Annotated in this window: 18 protein-coding genes; 8 read left to right on the plus strand and 10 right to left on the minus strand. The window is 58.9% G+C overall.

Translation table 11 applies throughout. The features are described from left to right. Window positions 1-6: 6 nt before the first annotated feature. The 8 genes from KQI82_RS07925 to serC all read right to left on the minus strand — a co-directional run bounded on the left by KQI82_RS07925 (window position 7) and on the right by serC (window position 9,039). Complete coding sequence (locus tag KQI82_RS07925; protein ID WP_216632273.1) at window positions 7-921, minus strand: branched-chain amino acid ABC transporter permease; 915 nt, start codon at window positions 919-921, stop codon at window positions 7-9. Window positions 922-1,091: 170 nt separating this feature from the next. Then, window positions 1,092-2,306, minus strand: coding sequence for an ABC transporter substrate-binding protein (locus tag KQI82_RS07930; protein ID WP_216632274.1), 1,215 nt, complete (start codon window positions 2,304-2,306; stop codon window positions 1,092-1,094). Between the two features lie 512 nt (window positions 2,307-2,818). Next, a complete protein-coding gene (locus KQI82_RS07935; RefSeq protein ID WP_216632275.1) occupies window positions 2,819-4,342 on the minus strand; it encodes a glycine betaine ABC transporter substrate-binding protein in 1,524 nt (507 codons plus the stop codon). Next, on the minus strand, window positions 4,339-4,980 hold the full coding sequence (locus tag KQI82_RS07940) for an ABC transporter permease (protein WP_216632276.1): 642 nt from the start codon (window positions 4,978-4,980) through the stop codon (window positions 4,339-4,341). The genes KQI82_RS07935 and KQI82_RS07940 overlap by 4 nt, the downstream gene beginning before the upstream one ends. Next, complete coding sequence (locus tag KQI82_RS07945) at window positions 4,977-6,095, minus strand: ABC transporter ATP-binding protein (protein WP_216632277.1); 1,119 nt, start codon at window positions 6,093-6,095, stop codon at window positions 4,977-4,979. The genes KQI82_RS07940 and KQI82_RS07945 overlap by 4 nt, the downstream gene beginning before the upstream one ends. Then, window positions 6,092-6,742, minus strand: a complete 651-nt coding sequence (locus KQI82_RS07950) for a GntR family transcriptional regulator (RefSeq protein ID WP_216632278.1) — start codon at window positions 6,740-6,742, stop codon at window positions 6,092-6,094. Before KQI82_RS07950 ends, KQI82_RS07945 begins: the two co-directional genes overlap by 4 nt. 254 nt (window positions 6,743-6,996) lie before the next feature. Next, window positions 6,997-7,905 (minus strand): D-2-hydroxyacid dehydrogenase, encoded by a 909-nt coding sequence (locus KQI82_RS07955; protein ID WP_216632279.1) that lies wholly within the window; start codon window positions 7,903-7,905, stop codon window positions 6,997-6,999. Window positions 7,906-7,947: 42 nt separating this feature from the next. Further along, entirely contained in the window at window positions 7,948-9,039 is a 1,092-nt protein-coding gene (gene serC, locus KQI82_RS07960) for a 3-phosphoserine/phosphohydroxythreonine transaminase (protein WP_216632280.1), read from the minus strand. Window positions 9,040-9,343: 304 nt separating this feature from the next. Between serC and KQI82_RS07965 the strand changes: the two genes are divergently transcribed. From KQI82_RS07965 to KQI82_RS07975, 3 genes are all read left to right on the plus strand, one after another. Then, a complete protein-coding gene (locus tag KQI82_RS07965; protein WP_216632281.1) occupies window positions 9,344-10,633 on the plus strand; it encodes a chloride channel protein in 1,290 nt (429 codons plus the stop codon). A gap of 73 nt (window positions 10,634-10,706) precedes the next feature. Then, the gene (locus KQI82_RS07970; RefSeq protein WP_216632282.1) at window positions 10,707-11,417 is read left to right on the plus strand and encodes a DUF421 domain-containing protein; all 711 of its coding nucleotides are present in this window, start codon (window positions 10,707-10,709) and stop codon (window positions 11,415-11,417) included. Window positions 11,418-11,433: 16 nt separating this feature from the next. Then, window positions 11,434-11,610, plus strand: a complete 177-nt coding sequence (locus KQI82_RS07975) for a DUF6774 domain-containing protein (protein WP_216632283.1) — start codon at window positions 11,434-11,436, stop codon at window positions 11,608-11,610. A gap of 16 nt (window positions 11,611-11,626) precedes the next feature. On the opposite strand, the gene csaB is transcribed toward KQI82_RS07975, so the two are convergent. Next, window positions 11,627-13,861 (minus strand): polysaccharide pyruvyl transferase CsaB, encoded by a 2,235-nt coding sequence (gene csaB, locus KQI82_RS07980; protein WP_216632284.1) that lies wholly within the window; start codon window positions 13,859-13,861, stop codon window positions 11,627-11,629. Window positions 13,862-13,988: 127 nt separating this feature from the next. Here csaB and KQI82_RS07985 point away from each other — a divergent pair, with 127 nt between their 5' ends. After that, on the plus strand, window positions 13,989-14,480 hold the full coding sequence (locus KQI82_RS07985) for a DUF4330 domain-containing protein (protein WP_216632285.1): 492 nt from the start codon (window positions 13,989-13,991) through the stop codon (window positions 14,478-14,480). Between the two features lie 59 nt (window positions 14,481-14,539). Here KQI82_RS07985 and ruvX read toward each other — a convergent pair whose 3' ends face one another. Next, window positions 14,540-14,965: a Holliday junction resolvase RuvX gene (gene ruvX, locus KQI82_RS07990; protein ID WP_216632286.1), complete on the minus strand. Its 426-nt coding sequence runs from the start codon at window positions 14,963-14,965 to the stop codon at window positions 14,540-14,542. Between the two features lie 408 nt (window positions 14,966-15,373). On the opposite strand from ruvX, the gene rpmG reads away from it, so the two are divergent. The 4 genes from rpmG to rplK all read left to right on the plus strand — a co-directional run bounded on the left by rpmG (window position 15,374) and on the right by rplK (window position 16,839). Beyond that, entirely contained in the window at window positions 15,374-15,523 is a 150-nt protein-coding gene (rpmG, locus tag KQI82_RS07995) for a 50S ribosomal protein L33 (protein ID WP_187331990.1), read from the plus strand. A 40-nt stretch (window positions 15,524-15,563) separates the two neighbouring features. Continuing rightward, window positions 15,564-15,776: a preprotein translocase subunit SecE gene (gene secE / locus KQI82_RS08000; protein WP_216632287.1), complete on the plus strand. Its 213-nt coding sequence runs from the start codon at window positions 15,564-15,566 to the stop codon at window positions 15,774-15,776. A 10-nt stretch (window positions 15,777-15,786) separates the two neighbouring features. Next, window positions 15,787-16,311 (plus strand): transcription termination/antitermination protein NusG, encoded by a 525-nt coding sequence (gene nusG / locus KQI82_RS08005; RefSeq protein ID WP_187331988.1) that lies wholly within the window; start codon window positions 15,787-15,789, stop codon window positions 16,309-16,311. A gap of 102 nt (window positions 16,312-16,413) precedes the next feature. Then, the gene (gene rplK / locus KQI82_RS08010; RefSeq protein WP_187331987.1) at window positions 16,414-16,839 is read left to right on the plus strand and encodes a 50S ribosomal protein L11; all 426 of its coding nucleotides are present in this window, start codon (window positions 16,414-16,416) and stop codon (window positions 16,837-16,839) included. Window positions 16,840-16,887 lie beyond the last annotated feature (48 nt).

Genomic DNA, 16,887 nt, shown 5'->3' on the forward strand with positions numbered 1-16,887 from the left:
CCCACCTCACACTTTCTCGCGGAGCTGCTTGCCAAGAAGGCCCGCAGGCTTGACCAGCAGTACGATGATCAGCACGGCGAACACCACCGCGTCGCTGAGCTGGGTGGAGATGTAGGCCTTGGCAAAGATTTCGATGATGCCAAGCATCAATCCGCCCAAAAGCGCGCCGGGGATGGAGCCGATGCCGCCGAATACTGCGGCGGTAAAGGCCTTGATGCCGGGCATGGAGCCGGTGGTGGGCACCAGCGTGGGATAGGCGGAGCACAGCAGCACGCCGGCGATGGCGGCAAGACCGGAGCCGATGGCAAAGGTCAGGGAGATGGTGGAGTTGACGTTGATGCCCATCAGCTGCGCGGCGCCCTTGTCCTCTGAGCAGGCCCGCATGGCCTTGCCCATTTTGGTCTTGCCGGTGAAGAAGGTGAGGGCCAGCATAATGACCAGGCAGCTGACGATGGTGATGATGGTGACAAAGGAGATGTTCAGCGCGCCGCCAAAGAGCTGGATGCCGTTTTTCACCGTCTCACCGTCCGCGGTTTTCTCCGTAATGGTGAAGAAGTTGGGGAACATCTTGGTGTTGCTGGTCCACAGCAACAGCGCCGCGTTCTGCAAAAAATAGCTGACGCCGATGGCGGTGATCAGCACCGCCAGAGAGGGTGCCTGACGCAGCGGCTTGTAGGCCAGCCGCTCCACCACCATGCCTAACACCGTGCAGACCACAATGGCCAGCAAAATCCCCACCAGGGGCGGCAGGGAATAGGTGGATACGGCGAAAAAACAGACATACGCACCCACCATGATCACGTCGCCGTGGGCGAAGTTCAGCATCTTGGCAATGCCGTAGACCATGGTGTAGCCCAAGGCGATGATGGCGTAGATGCTGCCAAGACTGATCCCGTTGATCAGGAAATTGAGGAAAGTCATTTGCACACACCTCTTGATTCAAATTGACAGGAGGAAGAGCCCCCGCAGACGGGAGCAGAGCGCATCTGAAAAGTACCGGCAGCGCCGGCGCCTTTCAGATACGCACTGGCCCCCGGGGCCGGAGGGGGCGCACTGTGGCCCCCTCCGCCGGGTGATCTGTTGAGTTTTGATTAATCCAGGCCCACGTAAGAGCCGTTCTGAATGACCATGCCCTTGGGGCTCTTGGAGACGGCGCCGGAAGCTTCCCAGGTCATGCCGGATTCATCGCTGGTCAGACCCACAAAGGTCATGGAGGCGAACTGCTCCATCATGGCGCTGCACAGCTCCTCGTTGCTCATGTCGGGGGTGCAGCCGGCGGCTTCCAGAGCCTGCTTGTAGGCGTAGACGCAGTCATAGGCGTCGGCGGCGAACTGGTTGGGGATCTCATTGAACTGCTCCTGATACTTGGCGGTGAAAGCCTGGGTGCGCGCATCGCTGGAGTCGGCGGCAAAGGGAGTCAGCAGCATGACGCCCTCGGCCAGGGAGGTGTCAAAGCCTTCCACGGAGAGGATGCCGTCCATGCCGTCCACGCCGAACCACTTGGGCGCATAGCCCATGGAGTTGGCCTGGTTGAAGATCAGAGCGGCCACGTCATAGTACATGGGCAGGAACACCAGGTCGGCGCCCTTGCTCTGAGCGTCGGAGAGCTGGACGGAGAAGTCGGTGGCGTTGCCGTCGTTGAAGGTGGTGTCGGAGACAATCTCCAGGTTCAGATCCTTGGCCGCGGCGGTGAAGGTGTCGTACAGGCCCTTGGAATACACATCGTCGTTCTTCCAGATGACGGCGATCTTGGTGCCAAGGTCCTTGCTTGCGATGTACTCAGCGGACTTGGCGCCCTGGCCGGGGTCGGTAAAGCACATCTGGAAGACGTTGTCCTTGCCCTCGGTGGTGGCCACGGAGGAGGCGGAGGGGGTCAGGGCAAAAATGCGGTCCTCAAAGTTCTTGGCAGAGGTGGCCTCAGCGGGCTTGGAGGTGACGGAGCCCAGGGACAGCTGCATGCCCCAGCCCTTCAGGGCGTTGTAGGCGTTGACGGCTTTTTCGGCGTCGTGGGCGTCGTCTTCATACTTCAGCTCGAACTGGATGCCGCCCATGGCGTTGATCTCATCCACGGCGATCTGGGCGCCGTTGCGGGCAGCGATGCCGTAGATGGCGGCGCCGCCGGTCAGGGGGCCGGTGCCGCCCAGCTTAAAGGCCGCGCCGGAGGAGGAACCGGAGGAGGCAGCGCCGGAGCCGGACGCGGCGCCGGAACCGGAGGCGGAACCGGAAGAGCCGCCGGAATTACCGCAGCCTGCCAGACATGCGACGACCATAACCATGGCCATCATGAGACACACAAACTTTTTCATCTTTTCTGATCTCCTTTTTAATGTGATGACGATTTATACAAAAAAGTGGCTCTGCCAAAAGAGCAGAGCCACTTTTTGCATACCAGTTTAAGCGGTAAGCGCTCGTTCTCTTGGCGATTCAGTTGTCTCCAAAATCAAAAGGCTAATCAAGCATACCAGAATCATGGATACCAGGCATACGGATACAAGGATGCCCAGGCATACCAGAATAACAAAAAAGGACGCCAGAATGGCGTCCAGGACAACAACGGCAGTATGAGCGCAGGAAAAAGAAGCCTCTGCATCACAGGCAGACGCAAACGCGGGCTGATTGGCGTTGCGGTACATCGTCATAATGAGGCTCCTTTCTGCATGATTTTATGAAGGTATTTACTATAATAAAGAAGAGCGGAAGAAAAGTCAATCGTCGTATTTACCATCTTTTTGCATAAAATGGGAGAACGATCTCGCCCTTTTTAACAATATTGCACAAAGGGACCGTGGGAGAAAGCCTCCCACGGTCCTTTTTCACATTATCCCACGAGGCCGCGGCTGCCCAGGAAATCCCGGACCACATCGTCCACAGCACGGCCCTGGACGTCCACCTGATAGGTCATCTCCACCATGTCGTCGTTGGAGATCTGGCCGGCCAGCAGGTTCAGGACCTCCTCCAGGTTGGGGGCGGTGTCGGCAAACTTTTCAAAGGTATCCTCCCGAATCAGGAACGCGCCGTTGTAATCGGGGAAGAAGCCCTTGTCGTCCTCCAGGACCTTCAGCTTGGCCTTGCGGTTCAGGCCGTCGGTGGCGTACACCTCTGTGACGTCGAAGCTGCCCTTTTCCGCGGCGGCGTATTTGAGGCTCACGTCCACGGAGACGACATCCTTGAAGTCCAGACCGTAGAAAGCGGTGAAGGGACCGAACTTCATGCTGCCCTCCTGGGTAAAGAACTCATGCTCGGCGCCGAAAACCAGTCCCTTTGCCACCGGGATCAGATCGCTGACCGTCGTCAGGTTGTACTGCTCCGCCACGGTTTCCGGCACGGCGATGGCATAGGTATTGTCAAAGCCCAACTTTTCAAGCAACCGCATGTCGTAACGCTCCATGGCCTCCTCATTGACATAGTCGTAGATGGACATGCCCTCCGGCACATCCTCCGGGTCCTGTTTGAGGAAGGTGGTCAGGAGTGTACCGTCGTAACTGATCATCATGTCGCAGGTGTGGTTGTCTCCCTTGAGGGAGTTGAAGTTGTTCACCTGGGACATCTGGTCCTTGATGGTGACGGTCAGGTCCGTCTTATCCTCCACCAGCATTTTGATCATGTGGTGCATGACCTGGGTTTCGCTGTAGTCGCCGTCATAGAGGATCAGCTCGTTGGCTCCGGTGGTATCCCGCAGGCCGAAGGGGAGGATCAGCACGAAGGCAAGCAGCAGAGCCGCCACGGGGATCCACATCCGCTTGCCCCCGCCGCCGCGGGTCTTCTTCATCTTCTGCTCGAAGCCGCCCATCAGCAGGTCCAGCACCACGGCGATGATCATCAGCGCTCCTGTGCCGGAGAGGATCAGGCCCATGTCCTGAATGCGGATGCCCCGGGTGATGATGCTGCCCAGGCCGCCGCCGCCCACAAAGGCCGCGAACACAGCGGAGCCGATGGCATTGACCACGGCGATGCGCACGCCGGTGAACACCATGGGGAAGGCAAGGGGGAATTCCACGTTCACCAGCCGGTACATCCGGCTCATGCCCATGCCCCGGGCGGCTTCCTTGACGCCGGTGTCCACCTCCTGGAGCCCTAAGCAGGTGTTGCGCACAATGGGCAGCAGGGAGTAAAGGGTGATTCCAATGATGACCGTCAGCTTTCCGGCCCCAAGGAACACCATGATGATGCCAAGAAGGGCCAGGGAGGGGATGGTCTGCAGCAGGTCAACGATCCGCAGGATGACGGACCGGGCCTTGGGGAACATGTAGGACAGCACGCCTAACGGCAGGCCCACCAAAATGGACAGCACGCTGGCGGCCAGCACAATGAACAGGTGTTCCCATACCAGTGCCCAACTCATTTGCCCACCTCCTTGCGCATACCGCGGGGCGTGACCCTCTTTTGCAGCAGATCGATGACAGCGCCCACCGCAATGGCCAGGATGGCGGCGGGAATGGCGCCGGCAACAATCAGCGTGTTGTTGTTGGAGGATACGCCCTGATAGACGAAGTCACCCAGGCCGCCAAGTCCGATCATGGAGGCAAGGACGGTCCAGCTGACGGTATAAATGGCCGCCATCCGGAGCCCGGCGATGATGGTGGGCATAGCCAGCGGCAGCTCCACCTGGAAGAGGGTCTGGACGGCGGACATGCCGCAGCCCTTGGACGCCTCCACGTACTGGGGCGCCACGCCCAATATGCCGGTGTAGGTGTTTTTCAGCACCGGGAACATGGCGTAGATGGAAAGGGCGATGATGACCGTGGCGGGCACCATGCCGACGTAGAGAAACAGCACGCCGATGAATACCAGACCGGGAATGGTCTGGAAGATGGAGATGACCGGCAGGATGATGCCGGACCACTTGGGAATACGGGAGAGCAGAATGCCGAAGGCAAGTCCCAGCACAAAGCCGATGGCCACAGAGATCAGCACATACACGGTATGAATCCCAATGGCCTTGATCAGCATACTGCCGTATGTAGCAAAGAACTCTTTCATTTGCCGTCCCCCCAGAGGTTCTGCGCCACCGACCGGGCCACGCTGGTCTTGGTTACAATGCCGGCGATGGTGTTGTCCTCGTTCAGGATGACCACGTAGTTGGCGCCGGAATCCAGCAGGTAGTCGAAGCTCTCCCTGGCGTCGTCACCCACCTGAGCGGTCCGCACGCTCTGGCGGATCAGCGGCTCGATGCTGGTCAGCTCCCGGCCCCAGTGGCGGATGTCGCCGATGGAGACGGTGCCAAGGTACTTGCCGGTTTCATCGGTGACCAGCAGTGTATCCACGCTGTTGCGGGCCATCATCTCCGCGCACTCCAAGACGCCACGGTTCTTCTTGACCCGGAACACGTTGGTGCGCATGTAGTTTTCCACCTTAGAGGGGGCGGAGGACTCGGAGGTGTGCTTGCCTAAGAAGCTGCGCACCAGGTCGCTGGCGGGATGCTCCAGCATCTCCTCGGGAGAGGCCTGCTGCACGATCTCGCCGGACTCCATAAAGATGATGGTGTCCGCCAACTTCAGGGCCTCGCCCATGTCGTGGGTGACAAAGACGATGGTCTTGTTCAGCTTCTGCTGGAGGCTTTTCACCTCGTCCTGCAGCACCTCGCGGGTCATGGGGTCCAGCGCGCCGAAAGGCTCATCCATCAGCACAATGGGAGGGGAGGCAGCCAGGGCCCGCAGTACGCCGATGCGCTGCTGCTGTCCGCCGGAGAGCTCACTGGGGTATTTGTTGCCGTACTGCTCGTAGGGCAGGTTTACCATCTCCAGCAGTTCGCGGGCAATCTGGTCGCAGCGGGCTTTGTCGTACTTCAGCAGCCGGGGTACCACGCAGATGTTCTGAGCCACCGTCATGTTGGGGAACAGGCCGATCTGCTGGATGACGTAACCGATGTGGCGGCGCAGCTCCACCGGGTTCATCGCGGCGGCATCCTTCCCGTCGATGAGGATGTGGCCGCTGTCAGGCTCGATGAGCCGGTTGATCATTTTCAATGAGGTGGTCTTTCCACAGCCGGAGGGGCCGATCAAAACGACAAATTCGCCGTCGTTCAGGGTATAGGTCAGATCCTTCAGGATCTTCGTTTTCCCATAGGACTTTGACACGTGTTGAAATTCGATCATATTACACTCTCCTTTACAATTTTACGATTGACAAATTCCTCGGCGGCACTGACCGCCTCTTCACTTCCCACCATCAATATGACGTCTCCCGCGTACAGCTCGGCAAAGGGACCGGGAGAAAGGATCACGTGCTGCCCCCGCCGGATAGCCACGATGGTGCCGCCGGTGGCCTGCCAGAAGCGGATGGAGCCGATGCTCTTTCCAATCAGGGCGGAGTCCCTTGGAATGCGGATTTCGTAGTTTGGGAAGGGGCGGTTGGCGGCGGCGGAGTAGGTGGAGCCATTGCTGAGCAGCGCTGCAGACACGTCGATCAGCCGGTGGTTGAGTTCGGTGTACTCGCCGATCAGGTCCTTCAGCTGGGCGTACAGTGCAAAGGTGTCGGAGTGCTCGTCATACTGCTCAAGATACCGCCGGGCATTGTCCGCGGACAGCACATTGACGCCGCTTTGGGGCCGGACATCCACCACGCGCATGTCCGCTAACTGCTTCAGCGCCCGGCGGATGGTCTCCGGAGAGACGGAATACTCCGATGCCATCACGGACCGGCCGTAGATTTTGCTGCCCTCCTGGAATTCACCGCTGGCAATTCGGGACGCCAGATCGTAGGCGATTTGCAGGTATTGCGCGGGAACCACTTTTTCTGCCATGCAGTCACTTCCAATCCATCTGTAAGTAAGATGGACTTATTATATACTAACAACTTTCAAAAGTCAATAGGATGTCAGTTATTAATTATTTGTGAACATTGCAAAAACAGAATAAATTAAGAAGAAATGACGTTAATATTATGTAAAAAGTGTAATAATTTAATTACAACTTGCAATAAAATGGAAGTTGTCAGAATGAATTGGATAAAAAAATCCCCTCCGGCAAAAGCCGGAGGGGAAAGAGGAAAACAAATTTATTTGGCAAAGCTCTCGATGATGTCGACGATTTCCATGCCGATGCGCTGCTGGGCCTCCTGGGTACCGGCGCCGATGTGGGGGGTGCAGGAGACGTGGGGGTGGTTGAGCAGCTCCTGATTGCTGGCGGCCTCTTCGGCAAACACGTCCAGGCCGGCGGCACGGACCTTGCCGGAGTTCAGAGCCTCAAGCAGGGCCGCCTCGTCCACGTTGGTGCCCCGGGAGGTGTTGATGAAGATCACGCCGTCTTTCATCTTGGAAATGGTCTCACGGTTGATGAAGGGCTTGCCCTCGATGGCCGGGGTGTGGAGGGTGATGATGTCAGAGTTTGCCAGCACCTCATCCATCTCGGCATAGTGCATGGTGTCGCACTCCAAGCCGTCCACCTTGAAGATATCGTATGCAAGGACGTTCATGCCGAATGCCTGGGCCTTGGCGCCGATGGACTGGCCAATGCGGCCGTAGCCCAGTACGCCCAGAGTCTTGCCGGTGAGCTCCATGCCCTTGGAGTAGGCCTTCTTCTCCCACTTGCCTTCCCGCATGGTGTGGCCGGCCACGGACACGTTGCGGGCGCAGGAGAACATGTGGGCCAGAGCCAGCTCCGCCACGGCGTTGGAGGAGGCGCGGGGGGTGTTGCGGACTTCAATGCCGTTTTCCTTGGCGTAGTCCACATCGATGTTGTCCACGCCCACGCCGCCGCGGATGACGACCTTCAGCTTACCGCCTTTGGCCTCGTCGATCTGCTTTGCGCGCACCTTGGTGGCGCTGCGGACCACAGCCACGTCGAACTCTTTCAGCGCAGCGCCCAGGGCGTCGGGCTCATAGAACTGCTCCACCACCTCGTGACCGTTTTCCTTCAGCTTGGCCAGGGCGGTCTTGTCCATACCGTCAGTAACCAGAATACGCATATGAAAATCTCCTTTAATTTTATAATGTAGAGTCAGCGGCTTTTACTTGGTGTGCTCCGCCTCGTATTTGCTCAGGAAGTCCACCAGAGCCTCCACGCCTTCTTTGGGCATGGCGTTGTAGGTGGAAGCACGCAGCGCGCCCACGCTCTTGTGGCCCTTCAGATTGTCGTAGCCGGCGGCCTTGGTGGCGGCAACCACGTCGGCGTCCATCTCCTTGTCGCCGGTGGTGAAGGGGATGTTCATCAGGGAGCGGTACTCCTTCTCCACAGTGCCCTTGAACAGCTTGCTGGAATCAAGGAAGTCGTAGAGGACCTGGGCCTTTTCGATGTTGCGCTGATTCATGGCCTCCAGGCCGCCCATGTCCATCAGATACTTAAATACCTTGCCGCAGCAGTAGATTGCCCAGCAGTTGGGGGTGTTGTACATGGAGCCGCTGTCGGCGTGGGTCTTGTACTTCATATAGGTGGGCACATAGTCCGCCAGGTCGTCGCGGATCAGGTCCTCACGGACAATCACCACGGCCATGCCGGCGGGACCCACGTTCTTCTGGACGCCGGCCCAGATCAGGCCGTAGTCGGAGACGTTGCAGGGTCTGGACAGGAACATGGAGGACTGGTCGGAGACCAGGATCTTGCCCTTGGTGTTGGGCAGGGAGGTGTAGGTGGTGCCGTTGATGGTCTCGTTCTCGCAGATGTAGACATAGTCGGCGTTGTCGGGGATGTCCAGATCGGAGCAGTCGGGGACATAGGTGAAGTTCTTGTCGGCACTGGAGGCGACGACCTTCACCTCGCCGTACTTCCTGGCCTCGGCAATGGCCTTCTTGGACCAGGAGCCGGTTTCCACATAGCAGGCCACGCCGTTTTTCATCAGGTTCATGGGAACCATGGCGAACTGCAGCGTGCCGCCGCCCTGGACGAACAGGACCTTGTAGTTGTCGGGAATGCCCATCAGCTTGCGCAGATCAGCCTCTGTTTCGTCGATGATGGTCTGGTACACCTTGGAGCGGTGACTCATCTCCATCACACTCATACCGCTGCCGCGATAGTTCATCACCTCGGCGGCGATCTCCTCCAGGACAGGCTCAGGCATCATGGCGGGACCTGCGGAGAAATTAAATGTGCGACCGTACTTCATTTTCGTTGCCTCCATTTTCTGTTTTCAGTTGTGGGTACTCTGTTTTTTCATTTATGTCACCAGTATACGACATCCGGATGGGATATTCAACCAAGGAAGGTGAAAATTTTGAACTCTCAGCAATGAAAAAGCGTCATGTTGAAGCCGGGCCGCGGATCAAACGGCGGAATTTGTGTTTTTTGCCCCCGCGGAAAGGGAGTTGCATTCCGCAGAGGAATTTTTTATAATATTTTAACGGGATTTAAACGGCTCAACCGGGCCGGCTGGAATGAAGAGACGCATTTGAAGGGATGGGAGAGACGGCATGGACGCGTGCAGGGCATTTTTTTACCGGGTGAAGCTGTATCTGACCGCCCTGGGCAAGTGGGTGGCCCTGGCGGTGGTGACGGGCTTTTGCTGCGGGTTTCTTGGCGCGCTGTTCCACATGGGGGTGGAGATGGCGACGAAGTACCGGACGGAGCATCCCTGGCTTTTGTGGCTGCTGCCGGCAGCGGGTCTGGCCATTGTGGGGCTCTATAAACTGACCCGTACCGAGGGCCAGGGCACCAACGACATCATCGACGTGGTGCATTTGGGGAAGGGCCTTTCCATCTGGCTGCTGCCCACCATCTTTTTCAGCACGCTGCTGACCCACCTCTGCGGAGGCAGCGCGGGCCGCGAGGGCGCGGCGCTTCAGATGGGCGGCGACATCGGCTACCACATGGGCGCGGCCTTCCATATGGACGATCGGGACATCCGCACGGCCACGCTGTGCGGCATGGCGGCCTTTTTCTCCGCGCTTTTTGGGACGCCCCTCACCGCCACCGTGTTCGCCATCGTCGTGGTCAGCATCGGCGTGCTGTACCACGCCGCGTTTATCCCCTGCCTGGTGGGAGCGCTGACCGCCTATTGGGTCTCCCTGGAGTTGGGGGTGGAGCCCACCCACTTTGCCGTGGCCGCTCCGGAACTGGACGCGGCCATGATGGCCCGGGTGGCGATCCTGGGGGCGCTGTGCGCGCTGGTGTCCATTCTCTTTTGCAACAGCATCCACTTCCTCCAGCACATCCTGACAAGATGGCTGCCCAACCCGTGGATTCGGGCGGCCGCAGGCGGATTCGCCGTCATTGCGCTGACCTTCCTCTGCGGCACCGGGGACTACAACGGGGCCGGCATGGAGGTGATCGTCCGGGCGGTGGAGGGCGGCGCGGCGCGGCCTGAGTCGTTCCTTTTGAAGATTCTCTTCACCGCCGTGACGCTGGGCGCCGGGTTCAAGGGCGGCGAGGTGGTGCCGTCCTTTTTTGTGGGGGCCACCTTCGGCTGCTGGATGGGGCCGCTGCTGGGAATTCCGGCCGCCTTCGGCGCGGCGCTGGGACTGGTGTCCGTATTCTGCGGGGCGGTGAACTGTCCCATCGCCTCCATCTTTTTGAGCATTGAACTCTTCGGCGCCGGAGGGATGCTCTATTTCGCCCTTTCCTGCGGCATCAGCTACATGCTCTCCGGATACAACGGGCTGTACAGCAGCCAGACCATCCTCTATTCCAAGCTGAAGGCCCAGTACATCAATGCCAAGACCAACGAATACCACGCGGGACAGATCTGGGAAGAGGAGGAATAAATTCCGGCTTATGACACAAACTGCTCCCGTATTGCCCGGCAGGCCTTCTGCCGGGCCTGGCAGGAGGGGTTTTATGACTGAAGTGCTGAGTGTCGCCGGAATTTCCCTGGTTTCCCTGGGCGTTCTGCTGATTCTGACCAAGCTGATGGGCAGCAAGCAGGTCTCCCAGATGACCATGTTCGACTATGTGATTGGAATCACCATCGGTTCCATTGCCGCGGAGCTTGCAACGGAGCTGGAGCAGCCGATTCAGCCGCTGGTGGCGATGATCGTCTACGGCCTTGTGGCATTGGGTATCACCATCTGGACAAGCAAGTCCCTGAAGGCCCGCCGCATGCTCAGCGGGAAGCCCATCATTTTGCTGGACAAAGGGGTCATCTACCGGGAAAACCTGAAAAGGGCCAAGCTGGATCTGTCGGAATTTCTGACCTACTGCCGCATAGAGGGGTATTTCGACCTGAACCAGATTCAGACGGCCGTATTTGAGCACAACGGAAAGGTGAGCTTTTTGCCCAAGGCCATGCAGCGGCCGGCCACGCCGGCGGATTTCTCCATCCAGCCGCAGCAGGAGCTGCTGCAGCTGCCCCTGGTTCTGGACGGCCATGCGCTGCCCGGGAACCTGAAGCGGATGGGGAAGGATGAAACCTGGCTGCAGCGCACCCTTTCCAGGCAGGGCTACCACGGGGCGGAGGAGGTGCTTCTGGCGCTGTGCGACGGAAGCAATCAGCTCACCGTATTTCCCATGTATCCGCCGAAAGGACCGGAATCCGCCGGCATAGAATAGAGACGGGTGATGAAAGATGGATGGCTTCTGCCTGACAACGGGGATCAATACGCTGGCGGTGACGCTGGCGCAGACGCTGACGGACGACGAGCTGGCTCTGGCGGCGGCCTTCCTGACGCAGTTGGGAGATACGCTGGCCACGATTGCCGTGGTACGGGCGCAGTGTGAGGCAAAAAAGAATGGACCGGGATAGGCTCCCGGTCCATTCTTTATTCGTTTTCCTCCGACTGCCGGAGCAGCTCCCGCGCCTCCCGCACATTGCCGCTCTCAATCTCCCGCAGTGTTTCCACAGCCTGGCGCTGGACTTCGGGATTTTCCCCCAACTTCACGGCCCGGTCGATCATGGCCTTGAGGTCGTCGGTGGAAAGGCGCTCCAAATCCACGAACAGCTCCTGACCGATGTAGCGCAGAAAGGCGCTCACCTTCGGGTCATAGACCACACCCACCAGCGGGATCCCCTGACCGGCGGTAAAGATCAGCGCGTGGAGCCGCATGGAGACCACCACCTGCATCCGGGACAGCACGCCGATGATGGACCCAGCACCGCCCCCGTCGGGCAGGAAGTAATGGGGCACCTTGAGGTCCCGGGCGGCCAGCACCGCGGCCGAGGGGTCGGAGTGCTTTTCCACCGAAACGAAAACCGGAGTCAGGCCATAGGTGCTGTAGGCGTACTCCGCCGCCTCGCCGAAGCAGGCGGCGCGGGCGTCAAAGCCCTTCCAGTGGCGCAGGGCGAAACAGATATACCTGCCATGGGGTGGGATTCCGGCCTTCAGCATGGTGCTGTCCACCACGTCGTCGTCCGCCTTGGGAAGGGTCAGCGCCGGGTCCGCCGTCAGCAGGATTTTGGGCTTGGTGACGCCGATGGAGCGCAGCTCCTGGAGGGAGTCCGGCTCCCGGAGGGTGATGACGTCCACATAGCGGTTGAGCATATCGGCGGCCAGCTTCTTGTGGTTTTCCCGCAAAATGGGACCGATGCCGCAGCCGTACATCTGCACCTGGCAGCCGCGCCGTTTGGCGGTGGCGATGTTGTTGAGGTAGTACCACAGGGAGCGGCGGCTGGTGACATCCTGGATCAGGCTGCCGCCGCCGTTGATATAGAGTCTGCTGCGGCCCATGATCCGTGGCCAGACAAAGAGGTTGGAGCGGTGGACGGCCTGCACCCGGTAGGCGAGGCGGGTGTCCCTTGGATTTTTGCTCAGCACGGTAATGGGCATGTCCGGGTCAATTTGGCGCATCTCCCGGAGAATGGCCTCCAAAATGGCGTCATCCCCCGCGTTGCCCCGGCCATAGGCGCCGCAGATCACGGCGCCGTCCCGCTTCTGCTTGGGGCGGTGGTAGCGCCGCAGCACCTCCTCATAGATGTGCATCTGGGTATCCACCGTATTTTGAATGGAAAAATGGGTGGAGGCCTTTTCGTAGAGCCGCCGGCCCATGTCGCGGCGGAGCTGTTCGTCCCGGGTCAGGGTGATCAGGGAGCGGCCCAGGGCCTCGTGGTCCCCGGGAGTGAACAAAAAACCGTTGACGTCCTGGTCGATCAGATAGGGGATGCCGCCCACGGAGGTGGCCACCGTGGCCAGCTTCCAGCGGGCGCCCTCCGTGAGGGCATAGGGGAAGGTCTCGGACAGCGAGGTCAGGCAGTTGATGTCAAGCGCGTGGTAAAAGCGGTCCATGCCGCCGGATATCCACCCGGCAAAGCACACCGGCACCTGAAGCTCCTCTGCCAGTTTGCCCAACAGCTGGCGCTCCTCGCCGTCGCCCGCGATGACCAGCCGCAGATTGGGACATTGGCGGTAGGCGGCGGCATAGCCCCGAATCAGGGTGGACATGTCCTTGACCGGGTTTAAGCGGGCGGCGATGCCGGCCACCACGGAGTGCTCATCCACGTCCGCCCCAAGGGACCTGAGGTACTCCAGCCGGTCCTCGTCCACCGGCGTGGGGGTGAAGTCGATGCCATTGTAGATGGTGTAGAACCGGTCGGCGGGAAAGCCGCGGGAGATCAGCAGGTCCACCATGGCGTCGGACACGCCGATGCGGTAATCTAACTTCCGCAGCGCCCAGGAGTTGATGTTGCCGAAGGTGAGGCGGCTGAGGGGACGGCCCAGGTAGTCCAGCTTGTAGTCGCTGTGGACGGTGGTCACCACGGGAACCTGGAGCCGCCGGCGCAGCAGCGCGCCGATCATGTTGGCCCGGGAGCCGTGGCAGTGGATCACCTCAAAGCCCTCCGCCTGGATGTGGGCGCTCAGCTGGCGGCAGACGTGGCGCACGTTGTTGCCGCCCATGATTTGCGTCGGAATGCCCAGGCCCCTGGCCTCCTCCGCGAAGGGACCGTCCCGGAAACAGATCAGCTGGGCGGTGATGCTCCTGTTCAGGTTTTTCAGGAGGCTGAGCACGTGGGTTTTGGCCCCGCCGGAGTCGCCGCCGCTGATGAGATGAATGACTTTCATAGCTGTCCTCGAATCGTAAAGAATGAAGAATGGGACTTGTGCCGATGGAAAAACCATGGTACAATGTCAAAGTTGACGAAAGTATTATACAGTGCCTGTCCCATAAGGTCAAGCAAAGGAGTTTGCCATGAAAGAGAAGAAGCTGTTCGGGAAATTGAATATCATCGACTTCCTTGTGATCATACTGCTGGTCGTGGTGGTGGCGTTTGTGGGCTATAAGCTGCTCAACCGGGGCTCGGGTTCCGGAGGGGAAAGCAACCGCATCGGCATCAAGTACACGGTGAAGTGTGAGGAGATCAATGAGCGGGTTTACGACGAAGCCCTCAAATACATTCCCTCCCAGGTGATGTCAAACGGCGAGCTGTGTTCGGTGAACATCGTGGGCGTGGAGAAGGAGCCCCATTACGTGATGACCGCCGACGGACAGTGGGTGGAGGAGTACGGCAAGGTGGACCTGGTCTTCTCTCTGGAGGGCACGGTGGCAAACACCGCGGTCATCACCTCCGAGGTGGGGTCCCAGGAGATCCGCGTGGGCAAGAGCGACCACATCGTAAAGAGTGAGTTCATCGAAGTCACCGGCGGCGTGATCACCTCCGTGGAGTGGGACATCCCCGAGTAAAAGAGCGTGAAAAAGCCGCCTCCTGTTGGGGGCGGCTTTCTTATGTTCCGGCGCGGGCATCATAGCTCATCCTGACTCTTTTTAAAGGTGAGATACCCTTCCAGAATCAGCGCGGCAGCCACTGCGTCCACGGTTTTTTTTCGTTTTTTGGCGTTTTTGCCCGCGCCCATAAGAATCTGATGGGCGTCGATGGTGGTGCGCCGCTCATCCCACAGCGCAACCGGAAGCCCTGTGGAGCGCCGCAGAATCTCCGCCATGGCCTCCGCCTTTTCCGCCCGGGGACCGCGGGTGCCGTCCATATTCAGCGGATGGCCCAGCACCAGCTCCTCCACGCCATGGGTCCGGCACAGCTTGCAGAGCTCCGCCACTACCTGCTCCTGGCGCCTGGAGTGGATGGTGTCGGTGTGGCCGGCCAGAAAGCCGGTGGGGTCAGAGATGGCGATGCCGGTGTGGGCGTCGCCGTAGTCGATGGCCATGATACGCATAGAAAACTCCTTATTTCCGTTTGATGTTTTATTGCCGTGCAATAAAACATGCCATGCGCCGCTCCGTGGCGCGGCTGAAATGACAGGCATGGCGCAGAGCGGGCATAGAACAATAGCTCTTTGAGCTGTTTTCATTATCATATAATCTGCCGCCGCCGGAAAACGGGGAATGTGTCCGATTGAGCACACAACCGTTGCGGAAGGGCGGGAAATTTTCGGATTCAGCTGAAAAAGTGATTGACCTGATGATTTTCCTGTGTTAAACTTATACTTACCTGTGAAAAAGGGCTTTTTTGTCATGCGCTTTTTTCGCTTTTTACGCAGGGCAGAGAATTCCTTTTCCCAAAGCAGGGAGGCAAGCGGCGATCCCGAAGAGCGGATCGCCCAATAATAAGGAGGTGCCGTTAGATGCGCGTTAAGATCACTTTGAGATGCAACGAGTGCAAGCAGAGAAACTATAACACGATGAAGAACAAGAAGAATGACCCGGATCGTCTGGAGATGAACAAGTACTGCCCCTTCTGCCGTAAGCACACGCTTCATACCGAGACCAAGTAATGGAAAAACGGACGAATGAGAAAGGGCGTGTAAACTGAACATGGCAGAGGAAAAGAAAAAGAAGGATCGCGGCCGTTGGTTCCGCGAGATGAAAAGCGAACTAAAAAAGATCGTTTGGCCTGAAGGCAAGACCGTGGCAAAGAACACCGGTACGGTTTTGCTCTGTTCTCTGGCGATTGGCGTATGCATCTGGGTCTTTGACTATGTGGCCGTCAACGCCATTCAGCTGTTGATCGGCGCCTTCGCAGGTTAAGGGGACCGGTATGGCTGATAGCGCTAAGTGGTATGTGCTGCATACCTATTCCGGCTATGAAAATGCCGTAAAGACCAGCATTGAGAAGTTTGTCAAGGGCCGCGGCATGGAGGATATGGTCCTGAAGATGGAAATCCCCATGGAGATGGTCACCGAGGTTTCCGATTCCGGCGCCAGCAAGGAAGTGGAGCGGAAGGTGTTTCCCGGCTACGTGCTGATCAAAATGGTTCTGACCGATGAGACCTGGCACCTGGTGCGCAATGTCCGCGGTGTGACGGGGTTTGTCGGTTCTGCCAATAAGCCGATTCCTCTTTCCGAGGAGGAGGTGCTTGCCTTGGGCATGGAGAAACACGAGATCGTCGTGAAGTACAACGTGGGCGACCATGTGAAGATCGTGGACGGCCCGCTGGCCAGCTTTATGGGAATCGTGGAGGAGATCGAGCCGGAGAAGAACAAGGTCCGGGTCGTGGTGTCCATGTTCGGCAGAGAGACACCGGTGGAGCTTGAGCTTGACCAGGTGGAGACTCAGAAATAACAGGCCGCCTCGGCGGCATACCAAGTGGGAGGGGCTCCGGCCCCGCCAAATCCGGCCGCAGAGCGGCCGACACCACATTATTCAATTAGGAGGTGCTACTTCGTGGCACAGAAAATTACCGGTTATGTAAAACTGCAGATCCCCGCGGGCAAGGCAACTCCCGCGCCCCCCGTCGGACCCGCCCTGGGTCAGCACGGCGTCAATATCGCTGCATTTACCAAGGAGTTCAACGAGCGCACCAAGAACGACATGGGTATGATTATCCCCGTCGTGATCACGGTCTACGCCGACCGCTCCTTCTCCTTCATCACCAAGACGCCTCCCGCGGCTGTCCTGATCAAGAAGGAGTGCAACATCGAGTCCGGCTCCGGCGTCCCCAACAAGACCAAGGTGGCCACCATCTCCAAGGCTTCCGTTCAGAAGATTGCCGAGCTTAAGATGAAGGACCTGAACGCGGCCAGCCTGGAAGCAGCCATGAGCATGGTCGCCGGCACCGCCCGTTCCATGGGCGTCGTGGTGGGCGACTGATTCGTCACGGCAACCGCAAAAATACTCACATATTTGAGCGGCTTAGGC

Source organism: Dysosmobacter acutus (assembly GCF_018919205.1).
GTDB classification, from domain to species: Bacteria; Bacillota; Clostridia; order Oscillospirales; family Oscillospiraceae; genus Oscillibacter; species Oscillibacter acutus.